This is a genomic window from bacterium, from assembly GCA_016703265.1.
In the GTDB taxonomy this organism is placed as follows: Bacteria; Krumholzibacteriota; Krumholzibacteriia; order LZORAL124-64-63; family LZORAL124-64-63; genus CAINDZ01.
This window is the reverse complement of record JADJCK010000005.1, coordinates 83,264-99,733: the sequence shown is the minus strand read 5'-3', so window position 1 is coordinate 99,733 and position 16,470 is coordinate 83,264. Positions and strand designations below refer to the sequence as shown.

The window sequence follows — 16,470 nt, the reverse complement described above, 5'->3', positions numbered from 1 at the left end:
TGCCCTTTCAATTTTCCCGGTCCGCGTCCGGATCAGCCAGCGCACTGCGCCCCGCCAGCAGCCCGCCGATGATGGCCGCCGCCGCCAGCACATTGATGGCCGTGCCGCCGCCGCCCGGCCGCCCGTACAGCACGGTGCCGTTCACGGCCCCGCCCAGCACGAAGGCCACGGTGCCCACCGCCCCGATCACCCACGCCGCGCGCCGGCGCCGCAGCACGCCCACACCCGCCGCCACCAGCAGCGCCCCGAGCAGCAGCAGCGACATCGCCGCCGCCACCACCGCCGCGCCGCCCGCCTTGATCGCCGGGTCGGCCGCACCGCCGCGCGCCAGCAGCGCCACGCCGCCGGCGCCGCGCGCCAGCCCCACCAGCACCATCAGCGCGCCGGCCGCGCGCAGGAATCGCAACGGATTCACGACGCCCGCCCCCTCACCCGCTCAGGCCTCGCTGCGCTTCGCCGCGCGCATCTGCAGCAACGTGCCGGCCAGCGTGATCAGCAGCAGCAGCACCGCCACCGCCGACGACACACCCATCCGCCACCAGCGGAAACCCTCTTCGTACATGTAGAGCACCAGCGTGCGCGTGGCGCCGAGCGGCCCGCCCTGCGTCATCACGTACGGCTCGGCGAACACCTGGAAGAAGCCGATCATCGTCGTCACGCTGATGAACAGGAACGTGGGCGCCAGCCCGGGCAGCGTCACGTGACGGAACCGCTTCAGGCCGTTCGCGCCGTCGAGGCTCGCCGCCTCGTACAGGTCCTGCGGAATCACCTGCAGGCCCGCCACGAAAATCAGCATGTTGTAGCCGAAGTTCTTCCACACCGCGAGGAAGATGATCGCCGGCATGGCGTAGTGCGGATCGCCCAGCCAGTCCACCGGCCCGATGCCCAGCCCGCCCAGCAGGAAATTCAGCAACCCGTACTTCGGGTGGTACAGGTAGCGCCACACGATGGCCACGCTCACCAGCGTGGTCACCACCGGCGCGAAGTAGATGGTGCGGAACAGCCCGCGCAGCCGGATCGCCTTCGCATTCAGCAGCAGCGCCGCCCCCAGCGAAGTGGCCACGCTGAGCGGCCCGCCGATCAACACGAACATCAGCGTGTTGCGCGCCGCCTGCCAGAACGTCGGGTCCTGCAGCAGGTGCCCGTAGTTCTTCAGCCCCACGAACCGCGCCGTCTCGGGGCTGCCGATCGCGTACACATCGAAGTCGGTCAGGCTCAGCAGCAGCCCGGCCCCCACCGGGATGACGAAGAACAGCAGCAGCAGCACCAGCGCCGGGGCCAGGAACCACCACGCGGCCCGCGCCTTCCGGCGCTCGAGGGAAAGGGCGCGACGCGTCATCGCTTATCTCCCCCGTTGCCCAACTGGCCTCTCTCGCGCAGCCACCGACGTTTCACCAGCATCCGGTCCACGTCCTTGTCCAGCGCCGCGAGCGCCTCGGCCGGCGTGTGCGACCCTCGCACCGCCTGCTCGGCCGCCACCCACACCCGGTTGGCGATCTGCTCCCACTCCGGGATCTTCGGCGTGGCCACCACCCGCTCGAGCTGCGTGGCGAACGCTCTTGTGCGCTCATCGCCACTCAGCCGCGGATCGGCCCACACCGCGCGATGCGCCGGCAGGTCACCGGTCAACTCGAAGAACTTCTGCTGCTGCGCCGGCGCGCTCAGGTACTCGACCAGCTCCCACGCCTTCTGCTGGTGCTTCGAGCCGGCAAACACCACCAGGCTGGCCCCGCCCGCCAGCGACACGCCCGGCGCCCCGCTGTCGGGCCCCGGCAACGGCGCCGTGCCCCACTTGTCCTGCAGCTCTTCCGGCAGCCGCCGCTTGAACTCACCCAGGTTCCACGGCCCGCTGATGTACATCGCGAACGTCCCGCGCGCGAACTCCTGGTACAGGTTGGCCACCTCGTTGTTGGCCACCGGCGGCGCCAAGCCGTCCTTGTACAATCCCAGGTAGTAGTCGAACGCCCCCGCAAACGCCGGCTCGCCGAACGCCGCGCGCGTATCGCTGTCGCCCAGCAGCGGTGACCCCGCCTGCAGCCCCAGGATCACCGGCTGCGTCCACTCGTTCAGCGGCAGCAGCACGCCGTACTTCCCGGCCCCGCCCAGCCGCGCGATATCCGCCAGCGCATTGCGCCACGCCGTCCACGTGGTCGGCATGCTGTCATGCCCGGCCGCCGCCAGCAGGTCGGTGCGATAGAAGATCACCCGCGTGTCCACGTACCACGGCACGCCGTACAACGTCCCGTCGATCACGTTCGTGTCCCAGATCCCGGGAAAATGATCGTCGCGCGCCACGACCTGCGACCGCTCCACCCATTCATCAAGCGGCGCCAGCGCCCTCAGCGCCGCGAACTCGGGCACCCACGTGTTGCCCAGCTGCGCCAGGTCGGGCGTCGCCCGCCCCACATGCGCCGTGAGCAGCTTCTCGTGCGCCGCGCTCCAGGGGATCTGCTGCACATTCACTTTCACATCGTCGTGCTGCGCATCCCAGGCGGCGATCAGCTCGCCCACCACCTCGCCCTCGCGGCCCATGCCCCAGAAGGTGAGCTCGGTTTCGCCGGCGCTGTCGCCGCCGCGGGTGCAGCCGGACAGGGCGAGGATGGCGCACAGGGCGGAGGCGAGGGCCGCGCGCCTCACGGCGTGACCGGCGCTGCATCGAGCCAGCCGCCGCTGAATCCCGCGCGCCGCAACCCGCGCACGATGTGCGGGTTCTTCTTCATCACGTCCCACACCAGGCCGGTGCGCCAGTTCTCGATCATCGTCACGATGGGGCCCTGGTCGATGCCCAGGTAGTCGTCGTCGTACCAGCCGTGCTCGGGGTCGACCCAGCCGTGCTGCACGACCACGTCGGTGCGGCGGAAGGTGGGGTTCAGCGCGTCGAAGAAGCCGTATTCGCCGTAGAGGCGCGCGCCGTGGTCCTGGCGCATTGCCAGCAGGGTGGGCACCACCAGTTCGGGCGCAAAGGCGATGGAGCCGCCGGCGGCCGAGGGGCAGATGGTGCCGTCGTCGTTCACATAGGTGAACGAGGCGCCGCGCGCCCAGTAGGTCTCGAAGTGGCGCTCGCGGCCGTCGATGGTGAACGAGCCGCCGACGGGGCCGTCGCAGGCGGTCAGGCCCCACAGGCGCGGGCCGTAGCCGCGCCATCCCCCCGGATTTTCCAGGGCGTAGGCGTGCTGGGCCAGCGTGGCGCGGCGCGAGTTCTCGTGGTAGTCGATGCCGTGTTCCTTCACGAAGGCGTCGGACAGCCCGCGGAAGTCGATCCACACGTGCGAGTACTGGTGGCCGAACAGCGGCGAGAAGCCGAGGTGGTCCTGACCGTAGTAGGTGCCCCACTTGTAGCCCTTGCGGAAGGCGTCCCAGGCGGCCGGGTCGACCGGGTGCTTGTCCGAGCCCAGGGCGATGATATAGAGGATGGCCGCCTCGTTGTAGCCGCCCCAGTCGTAGGGCAGGTGGCCTTCTTCGGGCGACCAGCCGTGGCCGATCAGGGGCGGGCGCGGGCTGGCCCAGGTCCAGTCGGCGGCGTCGTACAGCCGTTCGGCCGTGGCGCGGAGGCTGTCCTCCAGGGCCGAGGGGCCGTCGAAGTACGACTGGCAGAACAGGGCGCCGGCCAGCAGCAGGGCGGTGTCGACGGTGGACAGCTCCACGTCGCGGAAGCGGTGGCCGGTCTCCATGTCGACGAAATGGTAGTAGAAGCCGCGGTAACCGGCTGCGCCGGCAGCAGTTGTGTCCTGGCGGGCGTCGCGGAAGAAGGCCAGGGTGGTCAGGACCCTGCGGGCGGCCTTCTCGCGGGCGATCCAGCCGCGCTCCACGCCGATGGGGTAACTCGTTAAGCCAAAGCCGGTTGCGGCGATGCTGGCGAACGATTCGCTGGGGGCCCGGTCCGGGGTCAGCCCGGAGACCGGGTGGTCCAGTTCGTTGAAGAATCGGAAAGTCCGGTGTTGCAAATCGTCGATGAAAGCGGTTTCATCGGGGGACATTGAAAAAGCCGACGCGCCAGGGATGGCGGCGGCTCCCTGGCGGGACGGGCCGGCACTGCTGCAACCTGCCGCTGCCACGAGCACGACGGCGATCACGAGCGCAAAGGCGCGGCACGGGAGGCCGGCGCCGAGAGACTTCTGGTGGTTCATGCGGCGATTATGCCCGCGCCCACCGGAATGGCGCAACAAAAAACGGTCCGCGCCTCGCGCGGGTGGCCCCCTGGCTGCCTGCCGGCAGGGCACGGTCTGGTGGAAGAAGCCCTTCCCATGGCCCCGCGTCGCAGGATCTGGCTGCTGGTGCGCGTTGCGATCTACCTCTCGGTGATCGTGGGGCTGATCCTCTATCGCGGCGGCATCCCCTGGAAGCAGTTCAAGACCGCGCTCGAGGGCGCCGGCAACGAGCACCCGACGCTGACCGTGGCCGGGCGCGACCTGGCCCCGACCCTGCTCGAGCGCCTGGCGGTCGAGTACCAGCACGACTATCCCGCCCTCACGTTCAACCTGCTGCCCGGGGGCACCAACCAGGCGCTCGAGGCACTGCTGTCCCGCGAGGCCGACGTGGCCTTCACCTACCGGCTGCCCACCGCTGCCGAGCAGGAGCTGTTCCGCGCCGCCGACGGCGACACGGCCGTCGTGCTTTCCGTGGGCGTGGGCGGGCTGGTGCTGCTGGCGGGCAGCGAGGCGGGCACCGGCCCGGTCACCATGGCGGCCCTTGCCGCGGCGCTGGCCCTCCCGGCGGGCGCCGGGGCGGAACTTCCGGGCGGCCTGGCGCCTTTCTGTGAGCGGCTTTACGCCTGCGATCCCAACGAGGGCTCGTGGGACGCCTTCCGCGCCGGGCTCGGCCTTGCCGCCGCGGGCGACGACAAATCCGGCGTTGCGCCGGCAGCGGGAGGCCGGATTATCTTCCTGGCCGACCCGGCTTCCGTCGTGGCGGCCGTCGCGAACGACCCGCGTTCGTGGGGAATGGTCAGTACATTGGATGGCGGGTTCGACGCCGCTGCGGGCCCCCCGGCCGGAACGCGTTACGTCGGGGTGGTGGCCGCGGAGGGGAAATTGCCGATGTCGCCCAACGCGACCAGCATCGCCGCCGGCGACTACCCGCTGCACCATTTCCTGTACGTGGCCTGCCGCGGCGCCGGCAGCCTCGAGGGCGGCAAGTTCCTGACACACCTGGCCACCGCGCGCGGACTCAGGCAGGTCGAGCGCGGCGGCGTGGTCCCGGCGCGGATGATGGCCCGCACGATCCAGCTGACCCGCGACCCGATCGGCAGCGGCGCCCAGCAGGGAGATTGATGATGAACGTCCTCGGCACGGGAATCGCCAACCGGCGGCGCGGCGCGGGCACGGTAAAGCCGGGCTTATCGCAGCTGCTGACGCTCGCCTTTTTCCTGGCGCCCATCACCGCTTCCATGGCGCCCATGACCGCGTCACTCGCGCCGCAGGCGCAGGCCGCCCCCACGCCTTCCTACACGCTCGACAACGACCCCATCCGCCTGGGCAACCGCCAGCTCGAAGCCGGCGAGTGGGACGCGGCAGCCGCCCAGTTCAAGGCCGCCATCGAGGCCGCCTACCGGCTCGACGAGGCGCATTTCGGCCTGGGCCTCACGGCACTGCGGCAGGGGCGCTACGAGGACGCCGAGGAGCATTTCCAGGACGCGCTGAAGGCCCGCGGCGGCGCCTGGGCCGAGCCGCGCGCCGAGCTGGGCCTGCTGCTGCTGCGCCGGGGCGAGACGACGCAGGCTGCCGACGCCTTCGACGAGGCGGCCGCGGCCGACCCGAAGTGCTGGGCCGCGCGCTACGGGCAGGCGCTGCTGTTGCTGCAGGCCGGCGACTGGGAGAAGGGTCGCGACCTGCTCGAGAAGGCGAAGGACCGCAAGGGCGTGCTCAAGGGCGAGGACCGCTACCATCACGCCAAAGCGCTCATGTTCCTGGCCAACGGGGCCATCGCGCAGGCCGAGATCGAGGCGTTGCGCGCACAGAATCTCGACCCGGTCGACCCGCGCTACACCGCGCTGGTGGCCCGCGTGTACCAGGAGCAGGGACACGACGAACTGGCCGTCAATGCCTGGGAGCAGATGCTCGCCATGCCCGGCGTGACGCCGCGCGCCGATACGCTGCTCGAGCTGGGCCGCCTCTACGCGAAGGTGGGCCGCCCCAACGACGCGCGGCAGAAGTTCGAGGAAGCCGGGGCCGCCGATTCCACGTTCACGCCGGCGCTGCGCGAGCTGGCCGAGCTGTACCGGCGCGCGAAGAAGCCCGAACTCGCGGCGCGCACCTGGCTGCGCTATGCGCAGGTCGCGCCGCAGGACATCGAGGGCCACCTGGGCCTGGCTTCGGCAATGAAGGAGCTCGGGCGCAACGATGACGCCGCCGCGGCCGCCGCGAAGGCGCTCGAACTGAAGCCCGGCCACTCGGTCGCCACGCTGACCTACCTTCAGGCAGGGCTGCGCGCGCGCGACCAGGCGCTGCGCGACCGCGCGGGCGCTGCGGCCGAGCTGGCCACGGCCGCCGGCACGCCGGACGGCTGGCTGCTCGACGACCAGTTCGCGCTGGCCGAGTGGCAGCAGTCGCAGAAGCGCGAGCAGGACGCGCTGGTCACGCTGCAGCGCGCCGCGCAGATGGACACCACCTCTTCCTCGGTGCCGTTCCAGATGGGCCTGCTCGAGATGAAGGCCGGGCGCACGGCCGAGGCCGCCGCGCATTTCGCGAACGCCATCGCGCGCGACCCGAACCAGGCCGCCGCGCATCTGAACCTGGGCATCGCCCGCTACCAGGGCGGCAACCCGCGCGCGGCCATCGGCGACTTCCGTCGCGCCGTCGCCATCAACGGCGACCAGGTGACCGCGCGGCTGCTGCTGGCCCAGGCGCTGGCCGCGGTCGACTCGCTGAAGAGTGCCGAGGCCGAGTACCGCGAGGTGCTCGTGCGCGAGGCCGGCAACGCCAAGGCCCAGCGCGGGATCGGCTTCTGCCGCCTGCGCGCCGGCGACTATACTGCGGCCGCAGAGGCCTACGAATCGTCCACGCAGACGGAACCCGACAACGCCGACGGCTGGGCCGGGCTGGGCAGCGCCCGGCTGGGCCAGAGCCGGTTCGACGCAGCGGGCGCCGCATTCAACAAGGCCCGCGCCATCGACCCGAACAACGCCATGCTCAAGACCGGATCCGAACTGTTGAACCAAGCCCGCAACGCCGGAAAGGACTAGTCGTCACGATGAAGAACTACGCCTTACTCCTGATCGCAGTCGTACTGTTGGCGATCTCCGCTGTCATCAGGACCATGCTGCCCGAGTTCATACAGCAGGCAGGACTCGTGCTGATCTTCGGCATCTGGGCCTTCCTGATGATGCTGGTCTTCGCGATCGAGCGCTCGTTCGTGCTGTGGCGCGCCGGCGGCCGCGGCAACGTTGCCGGCTTCATCGCCAACATCAAGCGCTCGCTCGTCGGTGGCGACCTTGCGGCTGCCGTCGATGCGTGCAAGAAGCAGGGTGGCAGCCTGGCGAACGTCGTCGGCGCCGGCATCGAGAGCTACCGGGCGCAGACCGGCGGCAAGCCGGGCGGCGCCTCGAAGGAAGTGCTCGACGAGACGCGGCGGGCGCTGCAGGAAGCCAGCGCGCTGGAGAGCCCGAACCTCGAGCGCAACCTCACCTGGCTGTCGACCATCGCGTCGCTGGCGACGATGCTCGGACTGCTCGGCACCACCATCGGCATGATCCGCTCGTTCCAGGCCATGTCCAGGGCCGGGGCCCCGGACGCCACTGCCCTGGCGCTCGGCATCAGCGAGGCGCTGATCAACACGGCGATGGGCCTGACCACGGCCATTCTGGCCAGTTTCCTCTACAACTTCTTCACGACGAGGGTGGACGCGTTCAACAACCGCGTCGACGAAACCTCGTACGAAGTCCTGAAGCTGCTGGAGACCGGCAAGGAGTCGTAGGACGTGGCAACCCGTCGCAGTTCCGTGCGGATCGACATGACACCCATGGTGGACGTGGCGTTCCTGCTCCTGATCTTCTTCATGACCACGACGCAGTTCAAGGCGCCCGAGTCGGTGGCCGTCGAGCTTCCGCTGTCGCGCTCCGAGATCCATGTGCCCGAGACGGGGACCATCATCCTGACGGTCAACCGCACCGGGCAGATGTTCATCTCGAGCGAGAACGTGGCCGACGCACAGGAGATGGCGCCGGACAACGCGTTGGCCGCCATCGTGCAGTGGCGTGAGCGCAATCCGGGCGCCGTTGTCGTCGTCAAGGGCGACAAGGACGCCTCGTTCGGCGCCATGGCCGACCTGATGGACACGCTGGCCAAGGCGAAGACGCTTCGATTCAACCTGATGACCGACCTGCGCAAGGCCGATGACCAGCCCGGGCCCGACGGCGGCGCCGCAGGCGGGAGGTAGCCCGATGTCCGACGTTGCCGTTGCCGAAGCGGGCGGGAAAAAGCCAGGCGTGTTCGGGCGCGTCAAGAAGGGGCGCGTCGGCGTGCGCGTCGACATGACGCCCATGGTCGACATCGCCTTCCTGCTGCTCATCTTCTTCATGGTTACGACGGTGTTCCGCCGTCCGCTGGCCATGGAAGTGAACATGCCCGAGGCCGATGCGCGCGTGGAAGTGCCCGAGTCGAACGTGCTGACCGTGTACGTGGCCAAGGACGAGAAGCTCTTCGCGCGCCAGGGCCGCGACCCGTTGCAGCCCATCGCCTGGACCGACCTGCGTTCGCGGTTCGAGGCGGGCACCGCCGCGAACCCGAACCTGATCATCCTCGTGAAGATCCACCGTGACGCCCGCTACGAACCCATGGTCGACATGATGGACACCCTCGAGGACGCCAAGATGCAGCGCTTCAGCCTCATCCCGATGCAGGAGGCGGACGTGGCCGCCGTGGAGGCCGCGCGATGAACGCGACCGCAAACGACAACCGCGGCGGCGAGGTGCGCCACATCCCCTGGGCCTTCGGCCTGGACGCCGCTCCCAGCCTGCCTTTGGTCGGCGAGCGCCACCCGCTGCGCCGCGAAGGGGCCCGCTGGCTGGTCTGGGCCACGGGCGGCGCGTTGCTGCTGGTGGTGGTGGTGTTCGCGGCCTGGTTCTGGTGGTCGCACCGCGCGCCGGCGGCGCCGCCGGTGGCGCGCTCGGTGAAGATCGTGCGCTACACCGACCTCGGGGTGCCGCCGTCCATCGCCAAGCCCGCCGTGCCCCAGATCAACGTGGCGCAGGCCGTGGCGAAGATCGCGGCGCCGCCGCCGACCATCGCCATTCCCGAACCGGTGGCCGACGAGAAGGCCACCACGCAGACCATCGCCACCGTCACCGAGATGGCCGAGGCGCTGGCCCCCATCACCTTCGACGGCGCCGGCAGCGGCAGCGGCGATGGCGACTCGCTGGTGGTCGAGACCGACATCGACACGTCGCCTGCGCCCGACGACTTCATCGTCGTGGACCAGGAGCCGGTGCGTGTCAGCATGGACCTGCCGGTTTATCCCGATGTGGCGCGCGCGGCCGGCGTCGAGGGCACGGTGCTGGTGCGGGTGCTGGTGGGCAAGAACGGGCGCGCCAAGGATGTGATCTACATCGACGGAAAGGAAGCGCTCAAGGAAGCGGCGCTGGTCGCCGCACGGTCGTCGGTCTGGCGCCCGGCGCTGATCGACAACAAGCCGCTCGAGGTGTGGGTGAACATGCCGGTGACGTTCCGGCTGCGAGGCTAGCCCGGATCAGCTGCGGACGGCGGGCGCAACCTGATCCAGGTGCGCCCGCCGCAGCCAGTGCCGCACCTTCCGCTCGAGATCACTGCGCTTGACGGGCTTGGCGAGGTAGTCGTCCATGCCCGCATCCAGGCACCGCTCGCGATCCCCCACCAGCGCATTGGCGGTCATGGCGACGATGGCCACGCTGGCCCGGTCGTGCCCCGCCTCGCCCCCGCGGATGCGCCCCGTGGCCTCGAACCCGTCCATGCCGGGCATCTGGCAGTCCATCAGCACCAGTTCGTAGGCGTGCAGCGAGAGTTTCCGCACGGCAGCGGCGCCGTCGTCGGCCACGTCGACCGTCAGGCCCAGCTTCTGCAGCATCTTCGTGGCGACCAGCTGGTTGGTGGGGTTGTCCTCCACCAGCAGCACACGGCCGGCCATGGCCTCGGGCTCCGGCGCGTCGCCGTGCGCTGCCTGCCCCGTCTCGCTCACGACGTTGGCCGCAACCGCGCCGCACCGCACGGTGAACGAGAACGTCGAGCCGCGGCCGGGCTCGCTCGTCACATCGACCTGGCCGCCCATCAACGTCACCAACTGCCGCGAGATGACCAGTCCCAGCCCGGTGCCGCCGTACTTGCGGTTCGTGGCGCCGTCCGCCTGGATGAACGGCCGGAACAGCTTCTGCAGCGTCTCGGCCGCGATGCCGATGCCGGTATCGCGCACCTCGAAGCACAAGTCGACTTCCCCGGTGCCGGGGGCCTCGGCGCGCACGGTCAGGCTGACCGCGCCCCGTTGCGTGAACTTGATGGCGTTGCCCGCCAGGTTGTTGATGACCTGGCGCAGCCGGTGCGGGTCGCCCAGCACGCGCGCCGGCACCGAAGGGTCGATCTCGGACAGGAAGACCAGGCCCGACGTGGCCGCCCGCATCCGCAGCATCGCGACCGTCTCCTCCACCAGGGCGCGCGGGTCGTAGACGGTGCTCTCCAGGCTCAGCTTGCCGGCCTCGATCTTCGAGAAGTCGAGGATGTCGTTGATCAGGTTCAGCAGCGACTCGCCGCTGGTGCGGCAGATGTCGAGGTACTGTCGCTGCTCGACCGTCAGCTCGGTATCGAGCAGCAGGCTGGTCATGCCGATCACGCCGTTCATGGGCGTGCGGATCTCGTGCGACATGTTGGCCAGGAATTCGCTCTTGGCGGTGCTGGCCTGCTCGGCACGCACGGCCAGTTCGCGGGCATGGACCGTGGTCTGCTCGAGTTGGCGGTTGCTCTCGAGAAGGTCGGCCGTGCGCTGCCGCACCTGCCGTTCCGTCTCCACCTGCCGGCCCCGCAGGAAGGCCACGAACATCACGAGCAGCACGCTGAGCGCGCCGCCCCCCACGGCCACGATCATCGCCTGCCGCTGCGTGTGCCGCGCCATGAACGCCGGCGTTGGGGCGACGTGCACGGCGTAGGCGCGATCATAGGCGAAGACCGGCTGGACGGCATGCAGCCCGGCCGGATGCTCGCAGACCGTGGGCGTCGGGACGACCTGTGCGGGTGACAGCGGCGCCTCTTCGGCGTACCGCGGTGAAACGGCCAGCGGTCGGCGCGGGTCCCGTCCGTCCAGGTCCAGCAGCTCCACACGCAACTCGTCCTGCCGGGCCAGGCCGCCGACCAGCGAGTTGTCGAGGAAATCCTGCAGTTGCAGGACGTTGACCACGTAGCCCTGCACCAGCGCTTCGCCGCCGGGCCCCGGCTTGGTCACCGGCATGAACGTGTTCACGACTTTCGACCCGTTGGGATCGACCGCCGCCGGCACCAGGTCGCTGGCGGTGGGGAGTCCGGTACGCCGGATCTTCTGCAGCGCGGAGCGGATGACCTCGTCGGAGGCCAGGTCGAAGCCGATCGCGGCATTCTGGCCGTCGTGGCCGTCGTGGAACTTCACGGGACAGTACCACGGCCGCTCCGTCACGGTGCGCGGCTGGCCATTTTCGTCGCGTTCCCAGATTGCGATCGGGCTGCGGGCGTCGGTTCCCGGGACAACGACAGGGCCATCCCCGGCGTCCACCAGCGGCACCCAGTACGTGGCGCGTGACGGCGAGAACCGCGTCAGCGGCGCGGAGAAGTGGGCGAACTCCTGCCCGTCCACGACGCTGCTGCTCTCGAAGAACTTGGCCAGCAGCACCTGGTCGCGGTGGAGCGTGTGCAGCGTGCGGCGGACGTTCGCGGCCTGGGCGTCGGCCGCACGCGCGAAGGCCTCGCGGCGCTCGCGGCCCTCCAGTTCCCGCATCCACAGCGCAGCTTCGGTGGTCAAGGTCAGGGCCAGGATGCCCACCACACAGGCATCCAGATGCTGGCACCACGGCGAGCCGGCACAGGCACGCCGCTCCCGTCGATCGATCAAGACCGTTCCCAGCGCCGCCAGCAGCGCGGTGATGCCCACGGCCAGCCACGGCCCGTGACGCGCGCGCTTGATGGTTTCGGCCCACGAGTCGGCCAGCATGTCCAGCGCCACCACCATTACGACGTCGCCCGTGTGCGGGTCCAGTACCGGGGCCAGCGCCGAGACGAACGTCCCGAACTCATCGGTGTAGGGACCGATCGTCTGCGCGGTGCGCGTCTGGAACACGTTCTCCAGCTCGGCAGGCGCCTCTTCGTAGACACTGCCCGGGGCACTCGCCAGCGGATCCATCGCGGGGTAGTTCTCGGGCCCGAACCGGTACTGGTCACCGCGTCGCGCTATGGTGTAGATGCCGCGGTTGGGGATCACGCTGCCGTAGGCCGTGAGCTGGTCGCGCAACTGCTGGTAGGCGGGAGTGCGTACGTCGTCGGCCGTGAACGCGAGTTGTGCCGACAGTTCGGGGCTGATCGCGCGGGACAGGCCGTTCATCTGCCGCAGCAGGTCGTCGCGCATCTCGATGTCGAGTTGCCGCGCGCGCTGTTCGGCCGTGACCGAGCCCAGGAAGCCGAGCGCCGCCACACTCAGCAGCAGGGCCAGCCATTTCGATTTCAGGCGCAGCTTCATGGTGAAACGGCACGGCCTTGTGGTTGGGACCCGGCTTTGAATATCACAAGACGTTATCGGCGCCTGACCCCGTGTCTTTTAGGGATTTCCCGTATACGAATCCAGGCCATCCCGTAAAAGGGCAGACGGGAGACCCGGCCTCCCGCCTGCCCGGACAACCTGTTGTCTCCAAAGCTGTTACTTTCCGTTGCTGATCCCCAGCATCGACCAGCCCTCGGTCCGGTACCAGCTGGCCGGCTCGTCGCCCCGGGCGGCGCTGTCCTCGCGCGTGATCTCGCGCACGGGACCCAGCGTCGGGGAATACCAGGTGGTGTCGGCCATGGTGATGAACCAGACGCCGTCCAGGTGCACTTCCATGGAGCGTGCCACCTTCCAGGCACCCTTGTAGTAGATGGGGCGCAGCACGCGCGCTGCGGACTTGTCGACGGCGGACTTGCCGATGGGCAGGTCCAGGTCCTCGCGTCCGATCACCTGCCCACTGAACGTCGCCGTGTAGGTGCCTTCGCCGGGCACGGTGACGGTGGCGTTGTCGTTCCAGGTCCCGGCCACCATCGGCAGCGGCAGGAACTTCAGCGACGCGCTGAAGAGGATCTCGTTCGGGGTACCGCCTTCACCGCCGCTGTCGCCGAAGCCCAGCCACTCGATGGACGACGCCAGGCGGTCGTACATGTCCCAGCGGCGCGGCGTCGTGTACGTGTCGTTGTCGTAGTCGACCACGTGCACGTCACCGTTGCCCTGGACCTCGACCTGGCGATACACGGTACTGCCGCCCGACTCCGTCGGCGTGGTGCTGCCGTCGGGGCCACGCGACCAGCTGACCGCCCAATCCTGCCGGAGACCGTCGGTCATCGGGTAGATGACGGGGTTGCCCGCAACACGGCCTTCCCATGTGGTAAAGCTGCTCTGCACGTTGCCGCTGAGGTCGGCGAACCCGCTGAACACGATCGCCATCTCCAGGCCTGCCGGCAGCGTCGGCAGCGCCACGGTCAGGACCGTGTTGCCCTCGCTCCAGGCCGGCTCCGTGCCGCCCATGAGATACGCCGCGAACTCCATGTTCCAGGACACGGGTTCCAGCGTGTTGAGGTCGATCGGCTCGCTGAACGTGATCACGAAGCTGCCGATGTCGGGTGAAAGGCTCGTGGATCCCGTGGCCGGACTGAACGAGACGATCGTGGGCGGCGTCGTGTCCACGTCCACGCCCGTGGTAAACGAGAACTGGTGCGCCGTACCCAGCGTGTTGAGCGGCGACTGCAGCACGTGGACCGTGCCCGCCACCTGCACCGTGATCAGTGTTCCGGCCGGCAGGTTGCCGGTGGGATCGATGGTGTACCAGTTGTTGTTGCCGTAGCTGACGGTGAACGGGTACGTCGTCTTGGCCAGATTGTCGGAGATGACGATACCGGCCGCCAACGACGCCTCGTCGACCGGCAACGAGAACTGCACGCGCAGGCTGGCGCTGCGATTGACGCCGGTGGCGCCGTTCACCGGCTCCGCAGCGACCACCAGCAGCTGCGACGTCTCGGTGAAGAACGAGAACTGGTGCGCGGCGGCCAGCGCATTGCCGGCCACGTCGGTCAGCCCGGTCCCGAGCGTGGCGGTCACCTGCACACCCTCGGCCCACGCCGTGGCGTGGCTGACGGTGAACACACGATCGCTGACCCAGGTGATGGTCGGTGCGCCGCCCGAAGACAACGTGACCTGACCGGTGGCGCTGGCCTGGTTCATCGCCTCGTTGAAGGTGACCGTGATGAGCGCGTTGGTCGCAACCCCGACCTGGCTGGAACTCGGGATGGTGCTCTGCACCAGTGGCGCCGTCGTGTCGGTGTCATTGTCTTCGGGTGTCGTGCTGCTGTCGCTGCAGGCGCCGAGCGCCAGCGCGATGACGGCCAGCCACGCGATCAGAAACAGGTTCTTGCGTGACGTCATGGCCTCTTGCTCCTTCAGGAAATGGCGGCCCCTTGCGGCGCCGGAAATGAAACACTAGAATCGATTATCGGCCCGGCACCGCCGCACCCAAGTGCAATCTTGACTGAACAATACTACTTTGGTCCGGGTATTCGCCGACCGGTCCAACCCCCGTGAACCGCCTGAGGAGGCTTTCCGATGCGCTGCCACGAATTGGATTATCAGATCCTGGGCGACGACATGCAGATCGTCGAGGTTGAACTCGATCCCCGCGAGGTCGTTGTCGCCGAAGCCGGTGCCATGAACTACATGGAGGACGGCATCACGTTCGAAACCCGCATGGGCGACGGTTCCCAGGCCAAGGGCGGGATCTTCGACGCGCTGCTCAACGTCGGCAAGCGCGTGCTCACCGGCGAGTCCATCTTCCTGACGCACTTCTCGAATCAGGGCACGGGCAAGGCGCGCGTGGCGTTCGCCGCCCCCTACCCCGGCAAGATCATCCCCCTGAACATGGCCGAGCTCGGCGGCCGCTTCATCTGCCAGAAGGACGCGTTCCTGTGCGCGGCCCTGGGCACGAGCATCACGATCACGCTGCAGCGGCGCCTGGGCACCGGCTTCTTCGGCGGCGAGGGCTTCATCCTGCAGAAGCTCGAGGGCGACGGCATGGCCTTCGCCCACGCCGGCGGCACCGTGGTGAAGAAGGAACTGCGTGGCCAGACGTTGCGCGTGGACACCGGCTGCCTGGTCGGCTTTACCGAGGGCATCGACTACGACATCGAGCGCGCCGGCAACCTGAAGAGCATGATCTTCGGCGGCGAGGGCCTGTTCCTGGTCACGCTGCGCGGGCACGGCACGGTCTACCTGCAGTCGCTGCCGTTCTCGCGCCTGGCCGACCGCATCATCGCCTCGTCGCCGCGGATGGGCGGCCGCTCGCAGGGCGAGGGCTCGGTGCTGGGCGGGCTGGGGCGGATCCTGGACGGGGACTAGAACTCAGGCCTCGAGTGCGATCCACTCTTGAGGTCGAAACGACAATGTCCAATAAAGGGCCGTTCGGATGGGCCCTTTATTGGACAACCTCAAACCTGCTCCCGCACCTGCTTCACAAGCGTCAGGTGCGCCCCTGAGCGCACCGGCACTCGCCGTCAGCGGGACCGGAACAGCGCCTTCACCCCGCCCCAGGTCTGCGGTTCCACCGCCGTGACGCCGAAGAAGCTGTTGAGCGTCATGCACGGGTACGTCCAGCCGTGGTACGCGCTGGTCAGCGAGTGTGTGGGCCGGAAGGCGCCCGAGCCCGTGGTCCAGCCGGGCATCGCCTGGCCGCCGGCCGCCGGCGCCGTGTACATGAACATCTCGCCGAACGGGAAGCCGCCGGTGCCGCCCGCCTGCACGAGCAGGTCCAGGCGCAGCAGCGGCACATGCACGTCGGTTGTCGGCCGCGGCGTGGCGTAGGTCACCAGGTAGTCGTCGCCGGAGCCCGCATTGCCGGCGCCGTCGCCCAGCACGGTCGCCGACGTGACCGATCCCTCGCCCGTGATGCGGAACTGCGCCTGCCAGCCGTTCATCGTCGCGGCGCCCGGGAGGACGAGCACGAGCCAGACGCTGGGCGTGGTGTTCGTCGACACGGCCTGGTACATCGGACTCGAGATGATGCCCCCGAACGCCACTTCGACGGTCGCGTCAAAGTAGACGCGGAGGCCCTCGCCCCTCGCCAGGTACTCGGTGTCGTCCAGAAACGAATAGTCCTGGGCGCGGGCCGGCCCGGCGGCGGCGGCGCAGAAGGCGACGATCACGGTCGCAAGGAACAGGCAGGCAAGGCGGCTGATCATGGCGCTCTCTCCCGATCGGGGTTGCGCAGGGTCTGGAGACCCAGGGGTCCCGGGCACAATGGTAGCACGCGGCGCGGGCACC

General features: G+C 69.2%; 14 protein-coding genes. 7 read left to right on the top strand and 7 right to left on the bottom strand.

Annotation, left to right across the window (positions count from 1 at the left end; all coding sequences use genetic code 11):
- Nucleotides 1-7 precede the first annotated feature (7 nt).
- From IPG61_10190 to IPG61_10175, 4 genes are all read right to left on the bottom strand, one after another.
- On the bottom strand, nt 8-415 hold the full coding sequence (locus IPG61_10190) for a hypothetical protein (GenBank protein MBK6734443.1): 408 nt from the start codon (nt 413-415) through the stop codon (nt 8-10).
- A 21-nt stretch (nt 416-436) separates the two neighbouring features.
- Nucleotides 437-1,339 carry a sugar ABC transporter permease gene (locus tag IPG61_10185; GenBank protein ID MBK6734442.1) on the bottom strand — a complete coding sequence of 301 codons (903 nt, stop codon included), beginning with the start codon at nt 1,337-1,339 and terminating at the stop codon, nt 437-439.
- On the bottom strand, nt 1,336-2,532 hold the full coding sequence (locus IPG61_10180) for a sugar ABC transporter substrate-binding protein (protein MBK6734441.1): 1,197 nt from the start codon (nt 2,530-2,532) through the stop codon (nt 1,336-1,338). Before IPG61_10180 ends, IPG61_10185 begins: the two co-directional genes overlap by 4 nt.
- Before the next feature lie 101 nt (nt 2,533-2,633).
- Nucleotides 2,634-3,977: a Tat pathway signal protein gene (locus IPG61_10175; GenBank protein MBK6734440.1), complete on the bottom strand. Its 1,344-nt coding sequence runs from the start codon at nt 3,975-3,977 to the stop codon at nt 2,634-2,636.
- 267 nt (nt 3,978-4,244) lie between these two features.
- Here IPG61_10175 and IPG61_10170 point away from each other — a divergent pair, with 267 nt between their 5' ends.
- From IPG61_10170 to IPG61_10145, 6 genes are read left to right on the top strand one after another with little or no spacing between them, the layout of a single operon-like run.
- Nucleotides 4,245-5,270: a substrate-binding domain-containing protein gene (locus tag IPG61_10170; protein MBK6734439.1), complete on the top strand. Its 1,026-nt coding sequence runs from the start codon at nt 4,245-4,247 to the stop codon at nt 5,268-5,270.
- A complete protein-coding gene (locus IPG61_10165; GenBank protein ID MBK6734438.1) occupies nt 5,270-7,180 on the top strand; it encodes a tetratricopeptide repeat protein in 1,911 nt (636 codons plus the stop codon). The genes IPG61_10170 and IPG61_10165 overlap by 1 nt, the downstream gene beginning before the upstream one ends.
- A gap of 8 nt (nt 7,181-7,188) precedes the next feature.
- The gene (locus IPG61_10160) at nt 7,189-7,911 is read left to right on the top strand and encodes a MotA/TolQ/ExbB proton channel family protein (protein MBK6734437.1); all 723 of its coding nucleotides are present in this window, start codon (nt 7,189-7,191) and stop codon (nt 7,909-7,911) included.
- A gap of 3 nt (nt 7,912-7,914) precedes the next feature.
- Nucleotides 7,915-8,373, top strand: coding sequence for a biopolymer transporter ExbD (locus IPG61_10155; protein MBK6734436.1), 459 nt, complete (start codon nt 7,915-7,917; stop codon nt 8,371-8,373).
- Nucleotides 8,374-8,377: 4 nt separating this feature from the next.
- On the top strand, nt 8,378-8,872 hold the full coding sequence (locus IPG61_10150) for a biopolymer transporter ExbD (GenBank protein MBK6734435.1): 495 nt from the start codon (nt 8,378-8,380) through the stop codon (nt 8,870-8,872).
- Complete coding sequence (locus IPG61_10145; protein MBK6734434.1) at nt 8,869-9,675, top strand: TonB family protein; 807 nt, start codon at nt 8,869-8,871, stop codon at nt 9,673-9,675. The genes IPG61_10150 and IPG61_10145 overlap by 4 nt, the downstream gene beginning before the upstream one ends.
- A gap of 6 nt (nt 9,676-9,681) precedes the next feature.
- Here IPG61_10145 and IPG61_10140 read toward each other — a convergent pair whose 3' ends face one another.
- Nucleotides 9,682-12,657: a response regulator gene (locus tag IPG61_10140; GenBank protein MBK6734433.1), complete on the bottom strand. Its 2,976-nt coding sequence runs from the start codon at nt 12,655-12,657 to the stop codon at nt 9,682-9,684.
- Between the two features lie 177 nt (nt 12,658-12,834).
- Nucleotides 12,835-14,583: an Ig-like domain-containing protein gene (locus IPG61_10135; protein ID MBK6734432.1), complete on the bottom strand. Its 1,749-nt coding sequence runs from the start codon at nt 14,581-14,583 to the stop codon at nt 12,835-12,837.
- A 177-nt stretch (nt 14,584-14,760) separates the two neighbouring features.
- Here IPG61_10135 and IPG61_10130 point away from each other — a divergent pair, with 177 nt between their 5' ends.
- Nucleotides 14,761-15,549, top strand: a complete 789-nt coding sequence (locus IPG61_10130; protein ID MBK6734431.1) for a TIGR00266 family protein — start codon at nt 14,761-14,763, stop codon at nt 15,547-15,549.
- Between the two features lie 155 nt (nt 15,550-15,704).
- Here IPG61_10130 and IPG61_10125 read toward each other — a convergent pair whose 3' ends face one another.
- Nucleotides 15,705-16,388: a hypothetical protein gene (locus IPG61_10125; GenBank protein ID MBK6734430.1), complete on the bottom strand. Its 684-nt coding sequence runs from the start codon at nt 16,386-16,388 to the stop codon at nt 15,705-15,707.
- Nucleotides 16,389-16,470: the final 82 nt, after the last annotated feature.

Bases quoted from the DNA above. Each gene is read 5' to 3' on its own strand.
- IPG61_10180 (MBK6734441.1), bottom strand. From the start codon at position 2,532: ATGGGCCGCGAGGGCGAGGTGGTGGGCGAGCTGATCGCCGCCTGGGAT.
- IPG61_10150 (MBK6734435.1), top strand. From the start codon at position 8,378: ATGTCCGACGTTGCCGTTGCCGAAGCGGGCGGGAAAAAGCCAGGCGTG.
- IPG61_10125 (MBK6734430.1), bottom strand. From the start codon at position 16,388: ATGATCAGCCGCCTTGCCTGCCTGTTCCTTGCGACCGTGATCGTCGCC.
- IPG61_10185 (MBK6734442.1), bottom strand. From the start codon at position 1,339: ATGACGCGTCGCGCCCTTTCCCTCGAGCGCCGGAAGGCGCGGGCCGCG.
- IPG61_10175 (MBK6734440.1), bottom strand. From the start codon at position 3,977: ATGTCCCCCGATGAAACCGCTTTCATCGACGATTTGCAACACCGGACT.
- IPG61_10145 (MBK6734434.1), top strand. From the start codon at position 8,869: ATGAACGCGACCGCAAACGACAACCGCGGCGGCGAGGTGCGCCACATC.
- IPG61_10160 (MBK6734437.1), top strand. From the start codon at position 7,189: ATGAAGAACTACGCCTTACTCCTGATCGCAGTCGTACTGTTGGCGATC.
- IPG61_10140 (MBK6734433.1), bottom strand. From the start codon at position 12,657: ATGAAGCTGCGCCTGAAATCGAAATGGCTGGCCCTGCTGCTGAGTGTG.
- IPG61_10170 (MBK6734439.1), top strand. From the start codon at position 4,245: ATGGCCCCGCGTCGCAGGATCTGGCTGCTGGTGCGCGTTGCGATCTAC.
- IPG61_10165 (MBK6734438.1), top strand. From the start codon at position 5,270: ATGATGAACGTCCTCGGCACGGGAATCGCCAACCGGCGGCGCGGCGCG.
- IPG61_10135 (MBK6734432.1), bottom strand. From the start codon at position 14,583: ATGACGTCACGCAAGAACCTGTTTCTGATCGCGTGGCTGGCCGTCATC.
- IPG61_10130 (MBK6734431.1), top strand. From the start codon at position 14,761: ATGCGCTGCCACGAATTGGATTATCAGATCCTGGGCGACGACATGCAG.